The 24314-nt window shown below is 65.3% G+C and carries 24 protein-coding genes; 7 read left to right on the forward strand and 17 right to left on the reverse strand.

Annotation, left to right across the window (positions count from 1 at the left end; all coding sequences use genetic code 11):
* Positions 1–69: 69 nt before the first annotated feature.
* The 4 genes from OWR29_RS26330 to OWR29_RS26345 form a co-directional block, all read right to left on the reverse strand.
* On the reverse strand, positions 70–1110 hold the full coding sequence (locus OWR29_RS26330; RefSeq protein ID WP_267565913.1) for a hypothetical protein: 1041 nt from the start codon (positions 1108–1110) through the stop codon (positions 70–72).
* Positions 1111–1120: 10 nt separating this feature from the next.
* A complete protein-coding gene (locus OWR29_RS48395) occupies positions 1121–1327 on the reverse strand; it encodes a helix-turn-helix transcriptional regulator (RefSeq protein WP_498371635.1) in 207 nt (68 codons plus the stop codon).
* 84 nt (positions 1328–1411) lie between these two features.
* On the reverse strand, positions 1412–2506 hold the full coding sequence (locus tag OWR29_RS26340) for a hypothetical protein (RefSeq protein WP_267565914.1): 1095 nt from the start codon (positions 2504–2506) through the stop codon (positions 1412–1414).
* 544 nt (positions 2507–3050) lie between these two features.
* Positions 3051–3551, reverse strand: a complete 501-nt coding sequence (locus OWR29_RS26345; RefSeq protein WP_267565916.1) for a hypothetical protein — start codon at positions 3549–3551, stop codon at positions 3051–3053.
* Between the two features lie 825 nt (positions 3552–4376).
* On the opposite strand from OWR29_RS26345, the gene OWR29_RS26350 reads away from it, so the two are divergent.
* Complete coding sequence (locus OWR29_RS26350; RefSeq protein ID WP_267565918.1) at positions 4377–4667, forward strand: hypothetical protein; 291 nt, start codon at positions 4377–4379, stop codon at positions 4665–4667.
* An 86-nt stretch (positions 4668–4753) separates the two neighbouring features.
* On the opposite strand, the gene OWR29_RS26355 is transcribed toward OWR29_RS26350, so the two are convergent.
* Both OWR29_RS26355 and OWR29_RS26360 read right to left on the reverse strand, forming a co-directional pair.
* Positions 4754–5521: a hypothetical protein gene (locus tag OWR29_RS26355; RefSeq protein WP_267565920.1), complete on the reverse strand. Its 768-nt coding sequence runs from the start codon at positions 5519–5521 to the stop codon at positions 4754–4756.
* 88 nt (positions 5522–5609) lie between these two features.
* Positions 5610–5918 (reverse strand): hypothetical protein, encoded by a 309-nt coding sequence (locus OWR29_RS26360; protein ID WP_267565922.1) that lies wholly within the window; start codon positions 5916–5918, stop codon positions 5610–5612.
* A 591-nt stretch (positions 5919–6509) separates the two neighbouring features.
* On the opposite strand from OWR29_RS26360, the gene OWR29_RS26365 reads away from it, so the two are divergent.
* Entirely contained in the window at positions 6510–7190 is a 681-nt protein-coding gene (locus tag OWR29_RS26365) for a cell division ATP-binding protein FtsE (protein ID WP_267565924.1), read from the forward strand.
* A 5-nt stretch (positions 7191–7195) separates the two neighbouring features.
* On the opposite strand, the gene OWR29_RS26370 is transcribed toward OWR29_RS26365, so the two are convergent.
* The gene (locus OWR29_RS26370; protein ID WP_267565926.1) at positions 7196–11752 is read right to left on the reverse strand and encodes a caspase family protein; all 4557 of its coding nucleotides are present in this window, start codon (positions 11750–11752) and stop codon (positions 7196–7198) included.
* Positions 11753–11856: 104 nt separating this feature from the next.
* Between OWR29_RS26370 and OWR29_RS26375 the strand changes: the two genes are divergently transcribed.
* The gene (locus OWR29_RS26375) at positions 11857–12687 is read left to right on the forward strand and encodes a hypothetical protein (RefSeq protein ID WP_267565928.1); all 831 of its coding nucleotides are present in this window, start codon (positions 11857–11859) and stop codon (positions 12685–12687) included.
* Between the two features lie 701 nt (positions 12688–13388).
* On the opposite strand, the gene OWR29_RS26380 is transcribed toward OWR29_RS26375, so the two are convergent.
* The 3 genes from OWR29_RS26380 to OWR29_RS26390 all read right to left on the reverse strand — a co-directional run bounded on the left by OWR29_RS26380 (position 13389) and on the right by OWR29_RS26390 (position 14970).
* The gene (locus OWR29_RS26380; RefSeq protein ID WP_267565930.1) at positions 13389–13577 is read right to left on the reverse strand and encodes a hypothetical protein; all 189 of its coding nucleotides are present in this window, start codon (positions 13575–13577) and stop codon (positions 13389–13391) included.
* 175 nt (positions 13578–13752) lie between these two features.
* Positions 13753–13989: a hypothetical protein gene (locus OWR29_RS26385; protein WP_267565932.1), complete on the reverse strand. Its 237-nt coding sequence runs from the start codon at positions 13987–13989 to the stop codon at positions 13753–13755.
* Positions 13990–14172: 183 nt separating this feature from the next.
* A complete protein-coding gene (locus OWR29_RS26390) occupies positions 14173–14970 on the reverse strand; it encodes a hypothetical protein (RefSeq protein ID WP_267565934.1) in 798 nt (265 codons plus the stop codon).
* A 517-nt stretch (positions 14971–15487) separates the two neighbouring features.
* Between OWR29_RS26390 and OWR29_RS26395 the strand changes: the two genes are divergently transcribed.
* Complete coding sequence (locus tag OWR29_RS26395; RefSeq protein ID WP_267565936.1) at positions 15488–15724, forward strand: hypothetical protein; 237 nt, start codon at positions 15488–15490, stop codon at positions 15722–15724.
* Positions 15725–15769: 45 nt separating this feature from the next.
* On the opposite strand, the gene OWR29_RS26400 is transcribed toward OWR29_RS26395, so the two are convergent.
* On the reverse strand, positions 15770–16063 hold the full coding sequence (locus OWR29_RS26400; RefSeq protein ID WP_267565937.1) for a hypothetical protein: 294 nt from the start codon (positions 16061–16063) through the stop codon (positions 15770–15772).
* A 480-nt stretch (positions 16064–16543) separates the two neighbouring features.
* Entirely contained in the window at positions 16544–17068 is a 525-nt protein-coding gene (locus tag OWR29_RS26405; protein ID WP_267565938.1) for a hypothetical protein, read from the reverse strand.
* A gap of 184 nt (positions 17069–17252) precedes the next feature.
* Between OWR29_RS26405 and OWR29_RS26410 the strand changes: the two genes are divergently transcribed.
* Both OWR29_RS26410 and OWR29_RS26415 read left to right on the forward strand, forming a co-directional pair.
* A complete protein-coding gene (locus tag OWR29_RS26410; protein ID WP_267565939.1) occupies positions 17253–17483 on the forward strand; it encodes a hypothetical protein in 231 nt (76 codons plus the stop codon).
* 102 nt (positions 17484–17585) lie between these two features.
* Entirely contained in the window at positions 17586–17981 is a 396-nt protein-coding gene (locus OWR29_RS26415; RefSeq protein ID WP_267565940.1) for a hypothetical protein, read from the forward strand.
* Between the two features lie 46 nt (positions 17982–18027).
* On the opposite strand, the gene OWR29_RS26420 is transcribed toward OWR29_RS26415, so the two are convergent.
* Positions 18028–18342 (reverse strand): hypothetical protein, encoded by a 315-nt coding sequence (locus tag OWR29_RS26420; protein ID WP_267565941.1) that lies wholly within the window; start codon positions 18340–18342, stop codon positions 18028–18030.
* A 152-nt stretch (positions 18343–18494) separates the two neighbouring features.
* On the opposite strand from OWR29_RS26420, the gene OWR29_RS26425 reads away from it, so the two are divergent.
* Entirely contained in the window at positions 18495–18794 is a 300-nt protein-coding gene (locus OWR29_RS26425; protein ID WP_267565942.1) for a hypothetical protein, read from the forward strand.
* A 372-nt stretch (positions 18795–19166) separates the two neighbouring features.
* On the opposite strand, the gene OWR29_RS26430 is transcribed toward OWR29_RS26425, so the two are convergent.
* From OWR29_RS26430 to OWR29_RS26445, 4 genes are all read right to left on the reverse strand, one after another.
* Positions 19167–19856 carry an AAA family ATPase gene (locus tag OWR29_RS26430; protein ID WP_267565943.1) on the reverse strand — a complete coding sequence of 230 codons (690 nt, stop codon included), beginning with the start codon at positions 19854–19856 and terminating at the stop codon, positions 19167–19169.
* Entirely contained in the window at positions 19828–20250 is a 423-nt protein-coding gene (locus tag OWR29_RS26435) for a hypothetical protein (protein ID WP_267565944.1), read from the reverse strand. Before OWR29_RS26435 ends, OWR29_RS26430 begins: the two co-directional genes overlap by 29 nt.
* A 265-nt stretch (positions 20251–20515) precedes the next feature.
* Complete coding sequence (locus tag OWR29_RS26440; protein ID WP_267565945.1) at positions 20516–20878, reverse strand: hypothetical protein; 363 nt, start codon at positions 20876–20878, stop codon at positions 20516–20518.
* Positions 20879–20946: 68 nt separating this feature from the next.
* Positions 20947–24048 carry an AfsR/SARP family transcriptional regulator gene (locus OWR29_RS26445; RefSeq protein ID WP_267565946.1) on the reverse strand — a complete coding sequence of 1034 codons (3102 nt, stop codon included), beginning with the start codon at positions 24046–24048 and terminating at the stop codon, positions 20947–20949.
* Between the last annotated feature and the right edge of the window lie 266 nt (positions 24049–24314).

A 24314-nucleotide genomic window follows, 5' to 3' on the forward strand; every position in this document is an offset into this window, starting at 1 on the left:
CCGGCCGCCGCGGCATCCGGATTTGCCGATGACAGTGTGTGGAAGAGAGCGCGTGTGAGACCGGTCGGCCTAGAGAGCCTGAGAGTAAACTGACGTTGGATCGGCGACGAACTCCACATCGACGATCTCAATGGAATCTAGACTCTGTTTCTGTTCCCCGAACAAGGTCAAATCACCCTGGATCCAAGCCGTATAAAAGAAGCTGCGATATTCTGGGGCATCTCCCCATCGATCTTGCCGGGCATACTGTTCCTCCACTTCGACCTCGATGCGAACTGGTCCGGATAGAGACTCTGTCCAGGCGTCGTACTGAACGACTCCAGTGACCTCGACAGAGACTACTTGGACCGACGAGCTTTGAATCTCCCAGTTATCATCTGAATCCATTCCAAGATCGACGGACCACCAGTTGTGTGGGTAGCTAAGGTCTGCAACGGTCCTCAACTCCACCTGCGATATTCTAGGCCGCGTAAAGAGATCGGAGAGCGTCGACACAAAGTTCGTGCGCTGCTCGTCATTCGCCTCGGTAGTCTCGTCAAGGAGATGCCGGATCTCTCCAAGATTCTTCGCAACCTTGGGAGGATTCAAATCTAAAGATTCGCAGGTGGAGGTCACGGCTCTAACATCGCCAGTCACAAGGATCAAGCCGGTAGTTTCCCCGCTGTTGTAAGCGATTACCGAGCGAATCCAAGCGCTGTCTGCGGCGCCAGTCTTAACTTCTCGCCTTCGAGACCCCGGTCCTCGAAGCAGGACTTGGTCCCGAATAGCGGAAACGGCCGCGTCGCCCCCCAACGGCACAATCACGGCCCCCGCGGATTCCAATCGCTCAACGACATCGACGTCATCGATCAGCGGTGGCTCAGCGACGTGGGGAAATCCCCATTTTCGTCGCTTTCCATTGTGTGCCTCGACCTGACGAGCGATTTGCTCGCATTCTTGAACGACGCGCTGAGCCAACTCCCACGCTACGACCTCAGGGATCCATAATTCAGCGTCATGCCGTCCACACGCCTCGGACCAATTCACGATGGTGGCGATGTTAGGTTCGACACTCCCGCCGAAGACGTTCGCATCGAATACGATCGCCCGTATCTGGCCGGCTCCATCCACGCAGTACACCTTAACAATGAGCTAGGTCGTCTTGGTGTGGCCGTCGTTTTTTGATCCATGCTTCGACTTCCTCGGCGCGCCACACCTTGCCGGCTTGCAGCTCAGCCAGCGGCTTGGGGAAGTCAGCGCGTTGCGTGATCTGGTACGTGCGCTGGCGTGAGATGCCGCCGAGACGGACCCGGATTTCGTGAGCTCCCATGAGGCGCGGTTGTGCCATACGGGCGACTATAGACCTGTGACAAGTTGACTGGTGCGCGGATGCCGGGAGGCGGTGTACATCCGATCGGCTGACGTGCTCAATTCATCCGGAGTGGGAGCGGTCGGTGGTGGGCGGCTCCCTGTTGAAGGTGTTGAGCATTGCGGCGGCGGCGTCTCGTTGGGCGTTCTCGTGGTTGAGTGTGTTTTGTCGGTGCTGCAGTTCTCGTCGGGTGGCGTCGGCGTGTGCTCTCTTGCCCAAGGTGGCGGCGATGCGGGCTGCGGTGCGTGCTTGTGCGGCGTACGGTGATTCAAGGGCGTCGGCGGCTGCGCTCTGTCTACGGTCGAACTCCGCGCGCAGCGTTTCTTGCTGACGCAGGGCAGTCTCACGTTTGGCGTGGATCTGCGCACTCAGCGGGGGCAGGGGTACTTCGTCGTCGTCGAGCCATGCCCTGAGTCGGCGGCTGACCCAGTTCTCGATAACTCGCGGTTCGTCGCGGGGTGTCAGGGTGGAGCTCTCGTGCCATCCTCCCGAGGGAGAGTGGTCCAAGGCATACTCGACGTCTTTAGGGGTGTAGTCGGCTTCGAACCACTTCCGTAGCTGAGCACGTAGCCGGTCGGGGCCGACCCGGCGCAGCGTAGGGGAGATGAAGCAGAGCCAGTCGCAGGCGAGGAACTGCTCGGTGAACCCGCTGGGAATGTCACCTGCCGGCCACTGGAGCGGTTTGTTGCCGAGGCGGTGGCAGCGGCGGCAGCGCTCAGGCCGGCCACCGATTGATTCGTATCGGCTGCCTGGGTCGCAGCGCCCACACCACGGCTTGAGGGCGTAGCGGTCGATTCCATAGTCGGCGAAGGGGTGACAACGCGGGCAGCGGGTCCCATCCTCGAGCAACCGGGTGTCGCGCAGACACTCCCCACACTGGTGGGCCACGCCTCGGGTACGCAGGGTGTCGGGATGACATCGGTCGCATGCATCGCCGAAGACGGTCCTGTCGTACTTGCGGCACGTGCCGCACCAGGCGTTACCAAAAATCTGCCAGTTATCAACTAAAGACCTTGTTTCGGGCATACAGTAATATTTAGTGCTGGAGACGCTGTTGCACGGTAGGCGCACTGGCGTTGGCCCGACAGGCGCCGGGTCCGACTGCTGGTAACCGCCGACCGCGGCAGCGCCGGAACAAGCTTCCTCACCGAGATACATGCGGTGGCCACCGCTACAGAATGGCTGCAGGACGTCGAAGGTCTGTGTGAGGAAGCTCGCCTCAAGGCGATGATCGCGGACTTTACGTCGCCAAAAGAGTGCTGCCGGGACCAGCATGAGCCGGCGAAGGTCGCCGACGCGATTGGCCGATCCACCTACGGAACACCGTGATCGCTAACAACTCGCCGTCACGAAATCGGTTTAGGGGTAAGACCGTAAGATCGCATATGCCGTTGACTACCCAGAGGCATCGACGCTCGTAAGTCCAGCACGGCGAGCCGGCAGCCGGGCGGGCCGCCAGTGGATAGAGCCATCACGTACATAGCGTGACGCTTCCCGGCGCGGCGGCACTCGGACTTGCCAAGATGAGCGCACTCGCGGTGGCTTAGCTGCTCATCAATCGTTTCATTATTGGTGGCCGCAGATGAAAACGCCCGGGGCAGCATCTCCGCAGTCACCTTCGGTGGCGACCTCTGGTCGCCGCAGTGCTTCCTCCAGGCTGACAGATGCCGGCGTTATCAACCCGGCCGGCACCGATGACGTATCAGTCGGTGACGCCGAGGTGCAGCAGCCACACCTGTTCCTGCTGCTCGATCACCACGTCGAGGTAGGACGGCGCATACGCGTCCCGAATCTCGACGGTCAGGGTCCAGCAGTCCGCATCCTCTGGCCAGAGCCGGCTCATCAGGGCCACCGCCCAGTCCATGAGTAGCTCGGCCACCACCCGTGGCGGCGTGCCCTCGTCCCAGACGTCTCGCTGTCGGGCCGGCAGGAAAATCTCGGGCAGCGCCTCCCGGACCAGAGGCCGCCAGAGCGCCGCCGGCTCCAGGCGCTGCACGCGGCACCGGCCCGGTAGCAGAGCGTTCACCGACGCCTCGACGTTGTCGCCGATCAGCCGACCGGCTTCAAGACTGAACTCGCAGGCAACGTAATCGTCCTCCAGCAAGTCGCCCAGCACCACCAGTGCGTGGTTGACCATCTCGGGGACGTTGTCGATGCTTGCCGCCTGCGCCACCTGCAACGAGGACCAATCGAAGCTCTCCACGATGTCACCCTCCTGCAGTCAGACAGTTCGCCAGGTTAGGAGCATCGACATCCGTGCGTAACGACGGCGATGACCGCGACCTTGTCGCCGACGAGCAGCGCTGCTTAACCTACTGAGCGGGCCACACGACACCATAGCCGTCAATGCCTCATCAAAAGTGTCAAGTTGTGCCGGGGTTGCCAGGGAGGCAGTGATGATGCGGCCCGTGGGCTGCGAGATGGCGGGCTGCGCCGTCGGCGACATCGCTTCCCCTAGGCTGCGCTAAGGCTGGGTGGTGGCCGATCTCATCGCCAGGTTCTCCCCGAGCGACTGCCACCGCCCGGCCTGCCTATCTCCGTGCTTTCACACACCTGGCGTGGACTTATCGCCGCGGTCGCCGCAATGTCAGTTCACTGCCCGGCGCCCGCGCGACGCTGGCGATAGCCGCATCCAGTAGCCGGAGGTTCTCGGCTCTTAGTGGTCCGCCTGGGGCCCGCGTGCCTGTCCCCGACCACATCGCTGGCGGCGGGCTGGGAGGTCTGCGCAATGACCGCGAGCATGGTCCGAGCTGCCGAAGTCGCGTTCCCAAAGGATCACAAACTGAGCGTCGTGGACCGTAGATCTTGAACTGGCCAGCGTGCCGCGGCGTGCCAGGCGGTCTTACTTGGCCTGAGCGGACAGCTAGGAGCAGTGACGACGGTACGCGAGGCAGCGCGGTCGATGACCGCTATCACCCCCGGTCGCTCCTACACGGGTCCACCGTACCTCCGGCGTTTCACGAGCTCCTCTGCCGGAGTGGGGTCGCTCTCGGCGGGCAGGCGCAGATGGGTGGACTACCGCCTTATCGTGGACTTCAAGAAACTAGGGTTTTTGATCTCTATGAGGATGAGAATGTTGAGCGACTTGGAGGCCGCACGACGCGTCGCATCGCTCGTTGACGGCCTCGCGAGAATTCCGCGTGCGTGTGTTTTGATCGACTCGATCCTCGTGATCAAGACCGAAGGACCTGCTGGCACAAACATAACCGTGCGCACCCTGTCCGAAGCCGAGGTCGAAATCTTGCAAGAAAACCCGGAAATCCAGGCTGATCCTGACAACGTGTTGGACAAGTTGGCGGTCGCGATCGCTCGCAGATAGATCAGAGCGACTTGAACTCCGTGGACTCTCGTCTGGGTCCACACGGCCGCGCGCCACTCGCAGTGGCGCGGACAGGTCGGCCAGGGTCACATCGCCGAGACGGGCACTAGCCGAGTACGGGCGCCGCGAGCAGCGCCGGCTGGAAGCGGGAGACGCAGGCCGACGGCACCGGCGGCGGCTTCTTGAGCCGTACGCCGGAGGGCGCGGGCGGCACCCTCAGCTGCGTCGGCATCGTTCCAGGCGGCCTGCTCGGCTTGAGCCGACAGGTCGTAGCGGCGACGACGGTAGGCCGCGACGGCCCGGTCGACGACCAGCTGCTGCTCGAGTGGGTGCAGGCGGGCGTCCCAGCCGTTGCGGCCGGCGAGCGCATCGGCCAGCGCCGCTGCCGGCAGATCGCCTCGTTCCACCGCTGTCGCCACCGTCCGATGCAGGAAACGCTCCCGCTCCGCGTACTCCGCACACGACGGCGCCGACCACGACAGGCGGAAGGCGGCCGCCGCCCGGCTGTCCCGCAGCCGCGCGTCGGCGTCGATCCACGCCTGCCAGTCAAGGTCCTGCTGCTGGTTGGCGTGCTCCCACCGCCGCCGCCACTGCTCGGCGGCAGCGACGGCGCGGTCGGCGGCGACGCGCACCTCGGCCGCGAACCGCACGGCGTCCGCGGCTTGCTGCGGCGACGGACGTGCCGGCTTCATACGACGCAATGCGGCGAACAGTTCCCGCAGCGCCCGCCCCGGTTCGCGCAGCACGTGCGGGCTGCCCAGCAGCAGCACCGCCGGAACGGTCATCACGAGCAGGCTTCCCCAGATGACCAGCGGGGTGAGTTCGGTCAGCAGCATGTCCGCAACCACGTTCACAACAGCAATCCATCCGCGTCGTCGATCGCCGTCGCGGGGCCCCGGAACGGCGTGCTGCGACCGCCGCACGCCACTCAGGCGCGGACGGTCAGGCGACGTCGGCGGGCGGTGCGCGGGAGCCGCGGACAGCCGCAGCAACTTGGTCGAACAGCGGCAGCGAGCGGTCGGCAACAGACTCGGCAGAACGGGAAGGAGCGGTCGAAAGCTCCGGCTCAACATCCGCAGACGCGGTAGCCGACAAAGCTACGGCGTGGTCCGCGGCCGAAGCCGCGACGCTGCGAACGGATCCGGCGACACCGGAAGTGGTCAGGCCCTGCGAAGCGCCGAACAGCGCCAGCACCATCACCACAAGAACAGGCAACCCCCACAGCACACTGCGCCGGGTCCTCATTGCCATGCCCGAAAAGTACCGCCAAGTCGATCATGGACTGCTGCGCCACGCCGCAAGTGCCGGATACCCGTCAGATGTCATGCAGGCCAAGATCGGACGGCAGGCACGTGACGACCTCGGTGTCGCGCAGGGGTCGCGCGGCGTCGTATCGACGGCATCACGGGGAACAGGTTTGGCCGCTACGTTGGCTGACCCGGGATCTGACCGCATCCCAGCATTCAGCTACCAGTGGTCGATGTGCATGCTGGGGACGAAATACCGGGCGAAACCCAGCGGGCGCGAGCGGGGACGCCATGTGCGCGTAGTGCGGCGACAGCGAAGAGGGTGAAGTGGCGGCAGCATCCTGCCAACCGATGGGCCGGCGCGCGCGGTTCAACGAGCGGACGCGGGTCGGCTGCCAGGAGCCGGGAGAACGACCAAAGTTTCAGGTCAGTGGTCGATGCCACACTCGTCCAGATGGAGAATCCGCGGCCACCGCCAGAACTGAAGACCGGCCCAGAAGTTCGCACCGAGCTGACCTCGATCGGGGCGCGTCGGACGATTCCCTCGCACCCGGGCTCATAATTGCCGGACGTTGCCGTCGTCCCGAGGAGCCCGATGATCACGTTCTCCCACGTCTCGCTCGTGTTCCCGGGGACGCGACGGGCCACGCTGAGCAACCTCTCATTCGAGATAGCGAGGGGCGAGTTCGCGTTCATCATCGGACCAACGGGTAGCGGCAAGACGAGCATCATTCGGCTACTGATGCGCCAGGTAGAGGCAACATGGGGCACGGTCACGGTCAACAACCGAGACCTGTCGCGCGCAAGCTTCCGGCAGTTTGCGAATCACCGGCGCGCTATCGGCTTCATGTCTCAGGAGTATGAGCTGGCCTATAACCGGACCGCCTACGAAAACGTAGCAATGACGCTGGAACTCCTCGGAAAGACTAAGGCCCTGGCTCGGCGAGTGGTGCCGGAAATGCTGGAGCTCGTCGGCATGGGCGGGCGGGAGCACCACTATCCGCATGAGCTCTCCGGCATCGACCAGCGTCGCGTCATGGCGGCCCGGGCATTCATCAACCAACCGCTCATGCTGCTCGCGGACGAGCCGACGGCCGCCGTCGACCCGGATTCCGCCATCGAGCTCATGCGGCTGTTCGACCGCATCAATCGGACCGGTACGACTGTGATCATGACGACGACCGACGCGAACATCGTCAACCAGATGAGGCGACGGGTGCTTGAGGTGGAGCGCGGCAAGCTGGTGCGTGACCAAGCGCGAGGTGTCTACGGTTGAAACGGTCAGTGCAGCAGGCGGCAGAGATTTATCGGTAGCCCATACAGCGACGAGGAAGGTTTGCACGCCGACTGCACGACGCTGGTCATCGTTCCGAGGCGACCAGACTTGTCGGAGGCGGTGTGGTCAGCCGCGAGGTAGGGCACCACCAGGTAGAAGGCTAGGTACAGCATGGCCACCATCGTCACGAGCACACCGACGAACGGGAGCATCGCGGCACCGCCGCGATCGAAGCGGGCACGGTCGTCCTTCGTCCCAAGCGACGTGTCGAGTCGATGCGTGTCGAACGAGCCGCGGGAGACGATCCTTCCGTCCAAATCTGGCAGCGGAGCCCCGGCGAGGGCCAGCAGTCTGAGCGCCTCACCGTACGATCCGCCGGGTGAGGAGTGATCACCTGGCTCCACCGACAACGCGGCGACACCGTCGGCTGCGCCCACGATCAGCAGCCCGCTGTCGTCGATTTCTACCGACCGGACCGCCGACCAGACCTCGATCTGGGCCGTTCCGCCACTGCTGATGTCGTAGTGCAGAACTCCGTCGCCGACCGCTGCGGCCCACGCCTGACTGTTGCGGCCATACGCCAGGCTGGCAACGGCGGCTGCATCGCCCCGCAGGGGCGACAGGTGGATCGGACGGCGTTCGGCCAGACTTCCTTTACGGAGCGCGATCGCCGTGAGCCGGCCGTCCGCTTGAACGATGATCTTGCTCTGCGACTCCGCGGCGACCACAAACTCCACCAGGCCGCCCACCTTGATCGGGAGAGCCAGGTCACGGCCTGACAGCGCGATCAGGTGCAGCTCGCCGTTGTCGCAGCCTACGATCAGCGCCGATGCCGAGCCGAACTCGATACCGCCGAGGGCGGTAACTCTTCGCTGCGGTTTGAACCACACGATCGACATCAACTCACCTCGATGCCAGTCCCACGCCTTGACGGCGCCGTCACCACCACCGGAGAAAACGATTGCGTGCCCTCCTACCCGCTTTGACGTACGGACCGTGGCCACGGCCAAGGCTCCGCCGGGGTGCGCGAACCAGTAGTCGAGCAGCTTTCCGGCCGCGACATCCCACGTATAGATGCAGCCGTCGTCTCCTCCTGCGGTCACGGCGATCGAGTCTCGACTAGATCGCATGACCGCCATGTCTACGGTTGAGATCCCCTGTCGATTCCAGGGACCGCCGCTCGCAAGTGCGCTTGAGCCCTCCAGAACCCGCGAGGATGCGGGATCGCTAGGAGGGCCGGCGGAGGGACGGTTCTCGACCACATCCCGCGTGAAGAGATTCCGCTGCAGATCGAAGGTGCGCACGGTGCCGTCCGACCCACCGGACACCACCATTGACTCCAGCTCGACCGACGTCCAGACGACCAGCGACGTGACTTTTGCCCGATGCCCGTAGAGCTCGCCGATCACTCGGCCGGTCTCGTCCCGGATACGAACCAGCCCGTCCTCGCCACCGGTGATGACAACCGGCCGGTTCTCCATCACTGATGGCGCTACCGAAGTTACCTTTTCCTCGAGCCGATACGCCGTAGCAGGTCCGGCCTCCGGAGCGGCGACATCCCAGCATTGGAAGCTCTGCTGGCTCTGATAGCGAACCTGCTCCCCGGGCCCTTCGGCAGTCGACAGGTCCTGCGCCGACTTGTCGAACGCGTCCCACAGCCTTTGCCGGCTGATGAGACAGACCACCTCCCGGCCAGGCAGCGACATACCGAAGATGTGGTCGACCGCATCATCGCCTACCGGGATGGTCGCCTCGATCCGACGCGTCTCGACATCCAGTACGTGCAGCAAGGCAGTGCGGTCAAGGAGCAGCAGCTTCGACCGCTGCCGCAGGACCGCCGGCTCGAAGAGGTCGATGATGGCCCCGTGTTGGTACCAAATTGTCCGAGTGACCCGCCCGTTCGCAGGATCCACCAGGTATAGCCGATCGTCTCGAAGCAGGCACCCGACCGGAGCGCCCTGTACCACAGTCTCCCGCACGGCACTCGCTCCACCGATCCGTCGGCTTCGACGACGCCGTCCCGTCAGCGAGAACGTGGCCAGCCGCCGCCCAGATGGCACGTGTACTTGCCCGGAAGCGGCGTCGCCGATCATGCCGTCGAACGACGCTGGCTGACGCAGCTGGCGGCGGGCCACCTCGCCGTTCATCAGATTGATGGCTTGAGCCTGCTCGGAAGTCAGCACCATCACGTAGGGCTGGCCGTCGTGCTCCAGCATCCCGATCCGCCCGACGGGCCGTCCCAGGCGACAGAGCACGCGGTGTGGCGCCGACGGCGTCCATGTTGCATACGCGGTGCTCCAGGGCCGCGGGATCGCCCGACGTTTGATCTCGGTGGCCAGCTCATCGGCGCGATATTGGTGGGCGGCCAGTTCGAGGTAAGAGGCCCGCGAGGCGAAGTCGCCCGATGAAGCCTGGGAGGCCTGTTGGAAGGCGATTGCGGCACGCCGCCCCTGCACGGTCCTGGTTCTGAGCGCCGCGGTCAGCAGCCGGCCGCGGTCGGCGGACATCAAGAATTCTGGGTCGTTCATGTAGCTGTCGATCTCGCCGGCTTCGGCCGCGTGGCCTGCGAAGTAACGCCGGATGTAGGGATGGCTGTCACGCCATACGCCGGCCGGAACGAGATCGCGGAGGGCTTTCACGATCCGGCGATGAACCTCGGCGTCGTCGCCGTCGCGCAGGTGCTCGGCGAGAGACTCGTGGAACAGACGGTAGCAGGACCGCTGTGCCTCCTTGGTCTCGATGATGTAGTAGCCCGCCTCGCGTTCGAGCCATTGAATGTCGTCGTCGGTGTAGGAGCGGCCGGCCATGGTGGAGGCCACCTCGCCCCAGACGTTCTCCCAGGGCAGGCCCATACCCTGGGCGTAGGCAAGCGGCCGCAGCAGGTTGCGGGCGTCTGCAGCCCGCTCTCCCAGGCGCTCGTCGATGTCGAATTGCATCCCCTCGGCGGCCCGTCCGGGGAGGCTGCCCCGCCAAGCCAGGTCCGACGGATCCGGCACAACCGCTGGACGCAATGCGAAGGTACGCGCGACGATCAGCGCCACCAGAAACGTCGTGCCGGCGGCCGCTCCGATCGCTTCCGCCACCTGCGCGGCTACGGATTGGCGGTTCCGATAAGGACTGGTCGTGACCAAGTCGACCAGGCAGCGGCGCGCGTACTCGGTCACGCTAGCCGGATCGGCAAACTCGCTGCTGTCGATGTTGATCTGTCGGGCGGGCAGTGCGTCGACCAGATGCTCTCGGGTGCCGATTAATAAACGTAGGCTCCGCGGAACGCTGTTGCGCAGCAGCGGCGCGAGCACGATGCTGACCGCCTCCCGAGAGTTCGCTGCCTCGTCCACGGCGTCGACTACGACCGTGACCGGCGGTCCGGTGCGACGGCGAAGGATCGCGACGAGGTCGGCCACCGTTGTCGCGTCGACTTGGACGGCCTCGCAAATGCCGGCGAGAAGCTCGGTCGCGGTCATACCGCGCGCGTGGATGAATCGCTCAATCGTCGGAACGTCGGGCAGCTCGTAGTCGCCGAGGTTGTCATTGGGAATACGGGCTCGCCGCTTCGGGTCGCTCAGCACGAAGAACCGGGAGAGCAGAGCCGATTTGCCTGAGCCGGGTCCGCCGGTGATGACAAGGTTCGGCTCGTCGTCCGGATCAGCGGATAGCCATCCGCTGAGGTAGCGCAGCGCTACTGTCCGACCGGTAAATAGCCAGCGTCCTTGGGCCGGCGCGTCGAGGCCCTGCGCGCGGGGCCAGACGTGTCCAACCATCTCCTGCTCGCGCAGCTTCTCCTGCTCGTCGCTGCGGGTCCGTAGGTCGAATCCGTGCAGGCGGGGGTCGAAACGTGGGTTGGGAAGGAAGATCCCGACGCCGGCGCCCGCCTGGATGAGGGTGGCCTCCTGCCACAGCGGGGGTGACTCGTTAATCCGGCTGACTAGGTAATCGAGCGGGAGGTAGTCGGGCTCGGCGCCGCCGCTCGCTGGATGGTGTACGGCCTGGATGAACGACTTGGTGAAGGCGAGGCTCTCCGCCTTCTGCCGTGGCCGAGCACCCCAGACCACCGCGGTGTCACGGCTCTGTTGGGCGGCGCGCTGACGTCGGAGCTTCTTCAACGATTCCTCGACCAGATGGATGCCGCCCGCCCCGGCGTGGCAAGTATCAAGGACGATCAGCATCCGCCGGACGATGGTGCCGCGCAGCAGCCAAGTGGCCAACTGCGAGCCGGGAAGCCCGGTGTGCCAGATGTTCTCCGTGGTCTCCGGGAAGAGCAGTGCGAACTCGTCCTCCTCGACCACGCCATGACCGGTGTAGTAGAAGGTGATCACGTCCTCGGCGCTGCGTCGAGGATCGGTGAGGACGGCACCGAGACGCGTACGGAGCTGTTCCATGGTCAGGTCGGCGCCGAACCCGGGAACCTCCGTGTAGCCGAGATCGTCGACAAACAGGTCGCGCATGGCGCGCAGTCCGGCCGCCAGCTCAGGACGGTCTTCGGCGGTCGGATGTGCGGGATAGCGGGTGGTCGCGACACCGATGAACAGTCGTTCGCCCATGCCTGCCCCGATCCGTTTCATCGTGGATCGGGAACTATATCGCAGGCCTTTAGGCCGGTGAATCACTCGATCAGGTCTCGGCGCACGCGATTGGAGTTGCTAGCGTCAGCTACCGGAGGTGCGATGTGGCGCGCGTCGTAGTGGTGCACGGGATCAACAACACCTTCACGACGGCGTCGTCAATGGCTGCATTGTGGACGCCCGCGCTGCTGGGCGGACTCGAGTTGGCCGGCCTCGGCGACCTCCTGACGGCCGACGACGTGGCCTGCGTGGCCTGGGGTGACTTGTTCCGCACGCCGGGCCGGTTCCTGGGTGATGAAGGCGACGAGGATGAAGCCGACATCAAAGACCTATTCGAGCAGGAACTCCTCATGGCCTGGTGGACCGAGGCTGCCGCCCGCGACCCGTACGTCATGCCGCCCGACGCCACTACTCTGGGAATCCGCTCGACAGTGCGGACTGCTCTGAACGCGATCGCGGGGGCGAAGTTCTTGGCGAGGACCACCGAGGGAATGATCGCGTTCTGGTTGCGTCAGTTCCGTGGATACCTGCTCGATCCGGCGATCCGGGCGGACATGCAAAAGCGATTCGTAGCGCAGATCAATGCGGACACCAAAGTCGTCGTGGCCCACTCGCTGGGCTCGGTGATCGCGTACGAGGCGCTTTGCTCCCACCCAGAGTGGCAAGTGACCGACTTCGTCTCGCTGGGGTCGCCGCTGGGTGTCCGCCACATTGTTTACGACCGGCTTCGTCCGGAGCCCGGCCGCTGGCCAGGAGTGCAGCGATGGGTCAACATCAGCGACGCGGCCGACTTCGTCGCGCTGGAGCCGCGCCTCCGCAAGATGTTCGGCGACGGTGTGGTCGACGTGGAGATCGACAATGGCGTGGCGGCGCACTCCGTCGAGCGCTATCTCACCGCAGCCGAGACCGGCAGCGCGGTCGCTGCGGCGTTCTAGGTGACTGGTGTTTTTCGTGGGGTCTTCTGGTGGGTCGGTGGTTGTGCCAGGCTGATCGTCGGGTGCGGGGAGGGATGAAGCGATGGCGTTGGGGTTGACTCCGAACCAGCCGGGGCTGACGTCGTCCACAGCGGGTTTCTGTAAGGGCCGGCTGGCGCCGAACTCGATCTACGCCGTCGATGGGTGCGGGTGACGCCAAGGCCCACCAGTTGGCCCCCGACGAGCGGCTCAACCTGTTCATAAACAACAATGCCTTGTCCGCTCCGGCAAGCCCGGCCAATGGCGCGAAGTCCTCAACGACGCCGACCTCACCGACTACGACAGATTAATCCGGTTGCTGGCCATCCCGACTTCGTCGACTGGGCCGAAAACGGCGCACACAGAAGCTAAATAAAACGGCTGTCGGCCTTGCGGATCGCGACTTCAACCGCACCTGCGAGCGGCTCGCATCGCTTTAGAAACCTCATGATCGGTTTAATTAACTATCATGCCGCTGATCGTGCGCTCTGCGCGGCGGACCACTACGGCGAACGTCATGATGTCGGCGGCGACCGCTGAGCCGTCGGGCTCGCTGGACGCAGCCGCAGAACTCTCTCGATTCTATTCGTAGCTGTTCGACCAGTCTTCGGGGAGTACCTACCGCATTGCGGCTATCCCCTCCAGCGAATGTGCTCCGACCCACAACCAGGTGTCTGGGTGCTCTAGCAGCATGGCCCGGATGCCTCGAACCATTTCACCGGGCCGCCGGCAGGCCACCACCAGGCGGGATAATCCGGCAGCGGGAGCCGACGCAACCGCTGCTCCAGCAACACGATCGTTTCTTCCCGCGGCTGACAGTTGATCCCGTACGGTGCACCACCGACGACCCACTCCGACAGCACCATTTCCACGCAAGCCAGGGGAATCGTGTAAGGAACGGATGCCAGGCCGCGACACCACGAAACACCACCGGCGGATCAGCTTCACCCAACGCCGACAACGGGATACCCCATTGCGTGCATCCCTGGCTCTCCAGACGAAGCACGAGCACACGACCGGTCTCGTCGAACTCGAGTTGGTGAGGAGTCAGCAGGTCATCTTGCACCTGGTCAGGTCCGGACGCCGGCTCAGCAACGCGTATGCCGCCCGCACAGACGCCGGCAACGTCACTCCCAACCGAGCCTCCCCTTTCCCCAACTCGACGTCGTCGTAGCCCTGGCCGGGAACGATGTGGGTCGCGTAATCGGCTGCGAACAAGCGGACGAACCGCCACGCGCCGGCGGCGTCGCGCACACCCTGAGCCAGCTCGGCGGGGAGATCCACGAGCCGACACCGTAGCGGCTGGCGAAATCTTCTGTATAGCCGGAGCAACGCGAAGGGCCCGACGAACAATGGTTCTTTCGTGTCCGGATCTAGTCGCTGACCGGGCATGCCGCGCTGACGCACTCATTTGCCGCGAGTCGTGCGGTAGGCCCCCTTCTACAGCATGGATTCGGGTACTGAGCGTTATAGGTGCCAGCTGCGAGAGGGTGGGTCCTGAGCGTTCTTGCCGATAAGTTCCCGGTACGCGACCACGACCATCGCGGTCTGCTCGGAAAGGTCCGTGGTCGGATCAGGTCGGATGTTCCATGGTGCCGCCTCGACAATCGCCGAGTCGACCTTTGCGAGCGCCTCGCGCGCACGGCGCCGACGTTTCAATTCTTTACCGGCGAGTTTCGGCTGGTAGCCCAAGTGGATGCAATGCTCGGCCAGGGTGCGCAGGCGATCCGTCCGGCGGACGATCTCCTCGTCGAGGGCGGTCAGACGCAGTATCACCTGGTCACGCCGGTCTGCCAGATCGAGCCGGAGTGGGTCGTCGACGTCGATGCCGTACTGGGCAAAAGTCGCTTCGTCTCGCGCTGCGACCAGGTTACCTTTCTCGTCTTGCAGGCGAGCTATATCCCACCGTGCGCTCGCGATGACCGACGCGACGTCCTGGATGCCGGCTATCCCCTCGACGTGCGGCCAGGCCGCAAGGATCGTCCGGCACCACTTCTCGACGTCATACCAAGCCCGTCGGTCGGTGACGAATGCCTTCGGTCGAGCGAGCAGAGCGCTAGCAAGCACGATCAACGCCGCGACCGCCGCACCGATGAGCGTCAGTGCGAGCAGCAACAACTGCTGGCTGAGCAGGATCACACCGATCGCCGCGGATGCAGCAGCGCCGAGAATCACCCCGTTGCGGATCGACGCTGAAGTCAGCGGTCGTCCTCGCTGCCAGCGGGACGGGCCGCGCACGACGATCGGTTGCCCGTGAGTTCGCACACCGCCTCCACCCGCCTGAGCGCCTCCCTCGCATCCCATCACATAAACAGCGCCGCAAGATCGGCCGACAGGCCAGACCGATTACCCTCGACGGTCGAACCAACCGAAACCTGCCAGGTTGAGCCGATGGGTATCAACGAAGCCGCCGGAGGCGCGAATTGCAGATGTGCTGCGAAGACCCTCGCTGGAAGCTCGAATGCGTACTGATCTGCCGCCGAGCAGGCGCGGCGAGCTGTCACGTGGCGTGACGAGACTTGAGGCGTCGACCCACGCCGTTCCGCCAGCGGTGCGTTCGATCTTGCTGAGAAGGTCTGTGGTGGCGTTTCCCGGCCCGGTTCGGCCCAGTCTCGGGCGTTCAGTCCGACCCTGACTGCTCCGACGCCTGGGACCACCTGATCGGTTCGCCGCATGCGCCTTTTCGCCGATCGCAAGCTCTGATGTGGACGATGCTGACGTCCACGTGTGCGATGTGTAGCTCTTTGCCGCCGCGTAGGTTCCAGGCGTTGAAGGGAGTTACGTGGCTGTTGACTCGAACATTGACCTCGGCAACACGGCTGGGTTGTATTCGCAGATTGCTGGCGTCCTTGCCGCGCTCGCGTTCAGCGCGCTGCTAGGCTATTTGCGTAGGCCATTGGCCAAGGATGCGTCAATAAGCACCCACCGCGACACCACTGCGGTCCTTTTCACCACCCTGGGCGCGCTGGTCATCTGGGCCATCACCTACGGCCAGGTCGCTGGTGGCCCCGCCGACTAGGGAACGACATACTCCGGATTCGTCCTTCTCGGTCCGGCGTTTTCCCTAGCGATCCTCGGCATGTTCTATGCGATAGTGCTGGCTGCGTCTCCCTTCGGCCACCTCGAGCCGATGATTGCCGTCGCTCGCCTTCTCGCGACGGTGATCGGTCCCGTAATCGCGATGTTCCTGGTTGCCGGCGCGGCCAACGATGTCGAGATTCGTCTCTGCTCCGGCCGCGGCAATCAACCGTCCGATGCCTGCTTCGAGGCAGTGCCCGGGGCGGCGTTTTAGTTCGGCGTCTCGCTGACCGCGATCCTGCTGGTGGTGTCGATCGGCATGCTCGTAGGCGCCCGCCAAGCTTCCCGGCGAAGCCGACGGTGGACGCCGGTGCGGGTGGGCTGGCTTATCCTGGGAGCCACCGCCTCCACTCCCCTCGGCATGGTCTTTCTAGCTTCGCACCCGTACGACTACCTGCTACCGCTATGGTCGCTTTTCCTGGGACAGGCGATCACATTCGCCATGCTGGCGATTTACTCCTACGCCGCCGTGCGCACCACTTGGCCGGCCCGGTCCTGAGATGCCGTTCACCGGGCGGCGCGTCCTTGCAGTGGGCGATGCGAGTCTCTTGCCGACATTCGGGTCTAAAGAGTAAACAGAGTCCGTCGGGCGTCCGGATGTCGGCGTACGGCTTAAAGTGCAGAGCCGCGTACGCCACCAAGTACACGGCAGCTATCAACATCGGCACACTCGATCGCAGGCTCGCGGCCAAGCTGGCTCAGCAGCGGTCGACTACACCCAGTACAAGGTCGACCCTGCGGCATCCGGATCCGGCCGAAATCAGCTTGCTTCCGCCCACTCTGCGACTCGTTCCACAAGGTCGACGTCAAGTGTTCCGGCTACCGGCGTGTGTGGGTCAACCCGCGAAGACGGCGGGCGGCGGAGCACAAATGTCAACCTCCGAGCACCGTCGGGTACCGGCCACGGGCCGAGCGTGCCGTTCGTACGCTCACCGCCGTCGAACAAATCGATCCCACTCGGACCGACGCCGCTGAACCCGGCAGTGGTCCACGGCAACTCCACGTCAGCGTGATAGCCCGCCAGCAGCATAAACTCCTCGTCGAAGCCCTCTACCACCTCGTCCGGACGCACTCCGGGAATCAAGGCATACTCCAGCGACACCGTCTGGCATGCCATCTCCTGCTCGCGAGAGGTGAGATCGGATCGCGAGCGACCATTGTCGGACAACCCGGTCAACACGACGCGATGACCCGGCACCAGCTCTCCGCAGTCAATCTCGAAATCAACCACCGGTGAATCGATCGGTCTCAACGAATCTAAGCCTTGCGCAGTTTCGTCGGGCATACGCAATGGTAGGTCTTCGGCCGGCAGTCAGCACCGGGCACCACGTCCTTCAGAGTTCCCGCTCAAAGCGAGATCCGAGCGGCAGCCGAGCTCCTGGGTTACCCACCGTGAGCGGCGAACGCGCGTCACCGGGCGGCGGGGCGCCACACCGTCCCTGAGCGGTACCCGCCCAGCCTCTACACCTTTGGCGTACCCGGCTCTGCACCCGAACCCGTACGCCGACACCGTCCCCGGCGCGTTCGCTGTGGGCGACATGCAGTCCGGATCGATGAAGCGGGTGGCCTCGGCGGTGGGCGACGGTTCCCTGGTTATCTCACCGGTGCACAGCTACCTCAGCGACCTGAGCCGTCCTCGATCCACGGTTGTTCCCGTGCGACACCGTGCGCTCGTCACCCGGCTCCACCGGCCGTGGTGAATTGCCTGTCTCTTGCCTGTCCCGCCTTCGTGCTTTCTGCAAGCATCGGACACAAGAATTGACGAGCAACCGACAGGAGAAGAGCCTGTGCGATATCGGAGAATGACGAGCGCGGCCGCGGCTGCGGTTGTCGCCGCTGGAGGAATCGTCGTCGCGGCGTCGCCGGCAATGGCGGCGGGAGGCGGATGCATCGACTACAGCCGGAACCGCTGGAATGTCGGCGTCTGCATCTCGGCGCCCAGTGCCGTATACGGCGACATCTACGTCAATACCCGAGGCAGCCTCGGCGGGGAATGCTACATCGAACTCAGCATCATCCGGTACACCAGCGCCGATGCGGTCGAGGGAACCGTGGCGAGCCGCATCGACGGGTGCAATGCCGGCCATCATTCGGCCATCTCGGCGACCAAGTACTCCGGGAAGCGGTACCGCATGTTCGCCCGGGTCTTCGTCAATCAGGTGGTGGTCGATGCGGGATCGAGCCCCGTCGCCTATTGATGACGACGGCACGTCGGGTGGCGTGCGCTTCGCGGCCCGCTGCGGATCAGTCGACGGCTGATCGGCGCAGCCGGGACCGAAGCCGGTCGGCCTTGTCCATATGAAAAGTGTCCAGAATGAGTAGTGCCTGGTGCCGGGCACTGCGGGCCTGCAGGAGATCGCCGGAGGATTCGCAGGCGTCGCCGAGGTGTTCGAGGATGGTCGACTCGAGATGACGGTCGCCGACCGCAGGCATCAGTGACAGAGCGGCTCGGTAAGCATCGACAGCAGCACCGGCGTCGCCGGTCCGGTGGAGCGCCAGTCCATAGGTGTCCAGCGTCGATGCTTCGCCGTGCGCGTTTCCGGACAGCGCGTGCAGCACGAGGGCCCGGCGGCAGTGATCGAGAGTTGTCTCAGGTGCGCCGAGGTGGAGCCGGGCCCATCCGGTGGCGTTGAGAGAGGCTGCTTCGCCGCCGAGTCACCGGCCTGTCGATAGCCCTGCAGGGCCCGACCGAAGTGGTGTGCCGATTCGACGTGGCGGTCGTCGGAGTCGAACACGATGCCGAGGTCGAAGTGGAAGGCCGCAGTGGCAGCCGTGTCACCGACTGCCGTGGCCATGCCGATGGCGGATTCGAGTCGTCGAAAGCGCTTAAAAAGGTACGGCAGGTAATCGACTCTGATCCGACCGATGATCGTGACGTGGTGCGAGAGCTTTATCAGCAAGCCCGTGAGTTTTGCGATCGGATCAGTGCCGACCCGGCTGCCGTCCGAGAGGAGCTAATCGCAGATGTGGGCGATCAAAAGCGCCGCCGAAAAATCCCGCTATCCGGATGACACCAAGCCAGCTGCTTACCGGTTTGCCTCACGCGGGCGGTACCGCGCGCCGATGAATTGCTGGCGGTCTTGCCCCTGATCGACGCATGGCCAGGCATTGCCGTTCTTACTAACGCTACAGCCACCGTGCACACCGATCGAAAAAGTGAAAGAAGCGCAGTGTTGCAGGGGAAGAAGTACCGCTCGAAGGCTTTGCGAACCAGCGCACTCTTCTGCCCGCGGAGAACGCATGCCCGGCTCGCTAGGCGGTGACGGTACGCAACTGTGGGTCCGTCCGAACGAGTACTACATCGCCGCTCGGTGTGCGTTGCACCGTCGCCGGCATTTGACCGGGGGGGGGGTATTCTGCGCTTGCGGTCGAAGAGAGATCGGTCAAAGAGCACCGATCGTGGCTTCGATTGCAGTCGCGATCTGTTCTGCGGCCATTTCCTCAGAGTTGAACGCGTGGTCGGCCGGGATCGCTGGTAGCAGGTCGCGGAAACGGCGGTGCGCGGCGTGATGAAAATCTGGCTCGCGTGACAGCCCGCGACTTGGGTCAGCCTGCGCACGCGCGAACGTGACCGCTACCGTTGCGTCGATGACAGCCCATAGCGCTACTGCATCGTCCGGAAGGGCGCAGGTGAGGGCCGCCTGTTCTTCTTCGGTGTAAATCGGTCCGACGACCACGACGTAGTCGACCCCCGAGCGCATCCATTGGCCGACGAGTGCGCCATGAGCCTCGTGGGCGGCGAACCGCAGTCCGGCCTGGGCAGCGCCGGGCGTCGATACCATCGCCGCGACATCATCGACATCTGCAACGACGACGGTCTTGCCGCGGTCGGTCAAGCGTTTGGCCAGCGCGTCGGCGACGGTGTTCTTGCCGGCGGCGATCGGGCCTGTGAGGACTACCAGTAGAGGCATCGTCCAAATCTGCCTGACTACCGGCACGACCGCCAATTCCCGGGCGCTGCAGGAGTATCTCGCCTGTCCTTCCTCGGCCTCGTCGACATCCGGATCTGCCGCCGATAGTGCGCGGTCTACGGACCTCTCGAAGTTAATCTGGCGAGGGAAGCTGTCGACCATGGCAGCGACCGAAGAGCACGACGGAGTCGTCGGTCAGAAGCCTCGGAAGGATTCGGCGTAGCGCCGCCGCATGTTGCATGACCCGCTTGGATGCCACCTTTGGGTTCGGTGCGCTGGTCGGCACGTCCTGCAGAACGCCTTGGCCGCATGCGACGTGGAGACAAGACAGGTCAGCTCGTTGCCAGACTTCATCGGTAGCCATCCGGTGCACGGTGGTGAAGACTCCGGCATCCGGACGGCCGTAGTAGGAGATCGAAATCTCGACGCTAGGGCTTCGGTAGATGATCCCGTCGTCGGTCGGGTGCGGGCCGCTCATCCCAGCATCCGACAGAAATGCCAGCCGGTCCGATCCTTCGGCTCGAACGACCTCGAGCTGACTCCGACGCTTCGCCACGCCCGTCATTGTGGGGGACGCTCCCACTCGACGCGCTAGGGCAAGATCGTCCGGCACTGATTAGCCAACTGCGCGGCGGCGGGTGATCTCGGGAGATCGTCCCATCGGCTCGGCGAGGTATGTCGGAGCTCGGCCCCACGGCTCTGCGAAGAAGGCGCCATTTGGTCGTGTTCGGGCATGGTTGGGTGAAGGCGGGAGGAGGCCGTTCCGGATCATTGAGTCTGTACGTGAGCGTAGCTCGTGCGGACTCGATTTGGCGCTTGCGTTACGGGATGGGCCCGCAACCGAAGGTCACTGGCGGGTCGTAGACGGTAGCGCCGCATTCGGGGCAGACGATGCGGTCGTGTCCCGGACAGGCACGGCAGTGCAGCCGGTTCATCCGCCGTTCGGTGCGGTAGGGCTGGGCCGCCTTGCGCTGTAGCAGTGAATGGCCGGCCGGGCAGGCCATGATCGGTGTGCCCACCAGCTCGTAGGTGACCGTGTAGCTGCATTTCTCGACGTGCGGGTTAGTCCGGGCCCACTCGACCACTGCGCGCAGCTTCGCCGTCGAGTCGACCGTCCGTGACCGGACGCCGCTGTGGCCGTGAGCCCAGCGCAGCTCATAGGTCCAGCCGCGCCGCCACTCCACCTCGCATAATAGAACGTATGTTCGATCATTGCAGATTACTGAACTAGGAGCTGACCTGGGTCGAGCGTTCATTTTCGTGGTGGAGTTTGGGCGGTCAGCTGGTCGGCGAGAGTGAGGGTCTGGTCGTCGGGTTCGGTGTCGATCTCAGCAAGGGCTCGGGTCAGGTCGCGGCGTAGGGTGCGGATCGCGTCGAGGTGGCCGAGTTCGGCACGGGTGCGCATGGCTTGCTGGTAGAGCTGTTCGCTGTAGGGGCTGTGCGTGATGGCGGCCTCGAGCACCTGGGCTCGGGCGAGGGGGTCGTGGGTGAGGGCGTCGGCCAGGGCGAGGTGGGCGTCGAGGGCTTGCTGGCGGATGGCTTCGCGGTATGGCTCGGCCCATTCGTAGTCGGTGTCGGCGGCCAGGGGACCGCGGTAGAGCTCGATGACCCGGTGCAGTGCGGTGATGCGTTGCTGCGGGTTGGTGGTTTGCTGGGCGTCGCGGATGGCGGCGCGCATGCGCCACAGGTCGATGCTGATGGTGTCGGTGTTGAGTGCGTACCGCCCGCGGGGGTGGGTGACGTAGGTGGCGGGTCCGCCGATGCGGCGCATGACGGCGCGTAGGTCGGAGACGTAGGTGTAGAGCCGTTCGGGGGCTTTGCTGGCCGGGGCGTCGGGCATGAGGTCGTCGAGGATGGCGTCGACGGTGGCGCTGCCGTCGTGCACGGCCAGGTAGACGAGCAGCTCGATGGCTTTGCGGCGCGGTGTCCGGTCGGGCTTGGTGGCGACGATGCCGGCCGGTCCCAGCACAGTGACTTCAACGCGTCCCGGCTTCCGGTCGTCCGCGGCGGCTGCATCAGGTGGAAGTTCGCTGGTGAAGATGGTGTCGCCGTCAGGCCACCGCAGCGCGGTGTCGACCTCGGCGTACCGGCCTTCACTGCTGCCGGCTATGCCGGTGTCGGGGGTGCTGGTCGTGGTCGTGGCGTCCGCTGACGTCTCTGCGGTGTCGGCTAGGAAGGCTCGGCCGGCGTCGGTGAGCCGCCATACGGTCCGGCCGGTGTCTGTGCGGACCGTTTCGGTGTGTCCGGCGTGTTCTTGCTGGACGAGTTCGGCGGTCGCTGCCGGGTAGGCCATCTCGAGGTGCACGGCCACCGCAGCGGCGCTCGCCTCACCCAGCTGCGCCAAGGCGGTCAAGACTTGGGCGGGCTGATTGCCGGCCGTAGCAACGTGCCGGTCCGACGTGGTGGTCGGCGCAGGTGACCCTGGTCTGGCGTCCGGCTGGGGGCGGCCGGTGTGTGCCTCGGTCAGGACGTTCAGCAGGGTGAGGGTGTCGTCTTGGGTGAGCACGCTGATCCGGCCGAGCTCGATAGGTGGGCCACTGCTGGCTGGTGCGGGTGTGGTGAAGCCGTCGGCGTCGACGACGACGGTGTCGCCGTCGGGCCAGGCGCCAAGGAGGATGCCGTGGATGTCGAGGCGCTGGCCTTGGGTGAGCACGGCAGCGATGCGCGTGCGGTCGGCGTCGTCCGTGGGGTCGGCCAGCAGCAGGATCGGCGGCGCCGGTTGTTCGTGCGGGTCGGCGCTGCGCACGGCGGCGATGGTGTCGGCGTCATGCTCGGCGAGCAACCGGCTGCGCTGCAGGGTCTGCTGCTCGAGCAGGTGCAGTGCTTGGGCAAGATCCGCGGTGACGCTCACCCGGCTCTCCGGCGGCAGCGTGGGCGCGGCGTCGCCGAGCAGCGCGGCCGCGGTAGTTGCGGGCAGCAAGACCTGCCCGGGCGGGGCTGCGGAGCCGATGTCAGCGAGAGCAGCGGCCAGGAACCCGCGGGCCGCAGCCCCGGCGCCAGGGCCGATCAGGCCGAGCCCGGCGGCGGGCCAGGTCACAGCCGCCGGATGGGTCAGCGTCGGGACGTTCGGACGCGTCTGGCCGGTCTCGGCCGCCTGGCTGGTGTGGTGCTCAGCCTCCCCGCCAGTGACCTCATGCTCGCTGTCACGGTCGGGGGCGGCGGGCGATAGGGGGACCAGCGTGGTGGCGGTGGCGCTTGGCGCTGTGCTGGTGGGCTCGAGGCTGACACGTAGCCGGCGGCGGATCTCGGTGACAGCGGGCGGCATGGCCGCCATGTCAGGGTCGTCGAGGCGTAGGTCAGGGGAAAGCGGTCGGCGGTGATAGCGGCGGCGGCGATGCTTCCAGATCAGAGCGGCCGCGACGGCGATAGCACCGGCCAGGCCGGCGTCGAGCCAGCTACCACTGGCCAGGCGCACTCCCTGCGCCCCGTCGTGCCGCGACGGAGTGTCGGCCGGGTGCGGGTCGTTCGCGGGAGGGCTGCCGGGTGCGGTTGCGCCGCCAGGTCCGGTGGTGGCCACAGGACCGGTCGTTTCGGCGCCCGGCTGGGCCGTGCTGGACGGGGTGGCCGTAGCGTCGGGGGAAGCGGACGTGGGTGGCGCCGTCTCTGGTGCGGAGTCAGCCGGCGGTGGACCTGGTTGCGGGGTGCCGACGCCGGGACGAGGCGGCTGCCGGTCCGGTATATCGGTGCTCGTAGGTAGCTGCAGGATCCAGCCGGGATAGATGCGGTCGGGATCGGTAAGCCGGCCGCCGACGTCGTCGAAGTACGTTCCCCGGTTGAGCGCGAAAATCTTCGGCCACAGGTCGGCGTCACCGAGACACTGCTCGGCGATGCTCGACAGAGTGTCTCCCTTGCGCACGACGACCCGATCCGGGCCGGCGTCACGCAGGTCACGGGAGACCGGTGTGTCGGCGGCCTGCGGCGCGGGCTGGTTACCGTCACGCGCGGCGGAGGCAAGGTCGAGCGTGCTACCGGCGGAGACCGGCGCCGGCGCGGCCTGCGCGGCAGCCGCGGTCAACGGAGCGGTCAGCGCGGTCGCGCCCAGGACGGTTGCGGCCAAGCCCTGCATCGGTGCGGGCAGACGCGTGATCATCCGGTCCCAGCGGACCTGCGCGACCCGGCGCGCGACAGCTGCCATGACGAGGGCAGCGAGAGCTGCCCAGACCAGCCAGGCCGCGATCCAGACCGTGGTCGCGACCTGTCCCGGATCCAGCGGAGCTTGCGCCCATGCGCGGATGTGCTGCACAGACGGCATCCGCCGGGGAATCCCGCCGGCAACGGCGAACGCGCAGGGCACGCCGATCAGGAACAGCGCCGCGGCCAGCGCCCTACGGACAACGGCGATCAGCCGGAACATGGCGGGTGTTCCCCTCATTGTCGGTGAAGCGCAGGTACGCGGATTCAGTCGCCGTCCATTACTAAAGATCAATTCCACCCGGCGCCGGGCAAGCCCGGATACGGGCGCTGAAACACGCGCGCTCCGGGCGTGCAACCTGCGCCGACGCGCGGGAGGGTGGCCTCGTACAGGCGGCCACAACTGGTGAAACGCAGTGGCTCGCGGCGCGGTTCATCGTGAACTGGTGAGCACTTGCGTCGTATCTCGTATCGGCAGGAATCTGTTTC

This window comes from Paractinoplanes pyxinae, assembly GCF_026626335.1.
In the GTDB taxonomy this organism is placed as follows: Bacteria; Actinomycetota; Actinomycetes; order Mycobacteriales; family Micromonosporaceae; genus Actinoplanes; species Actinoplanes pyxinae.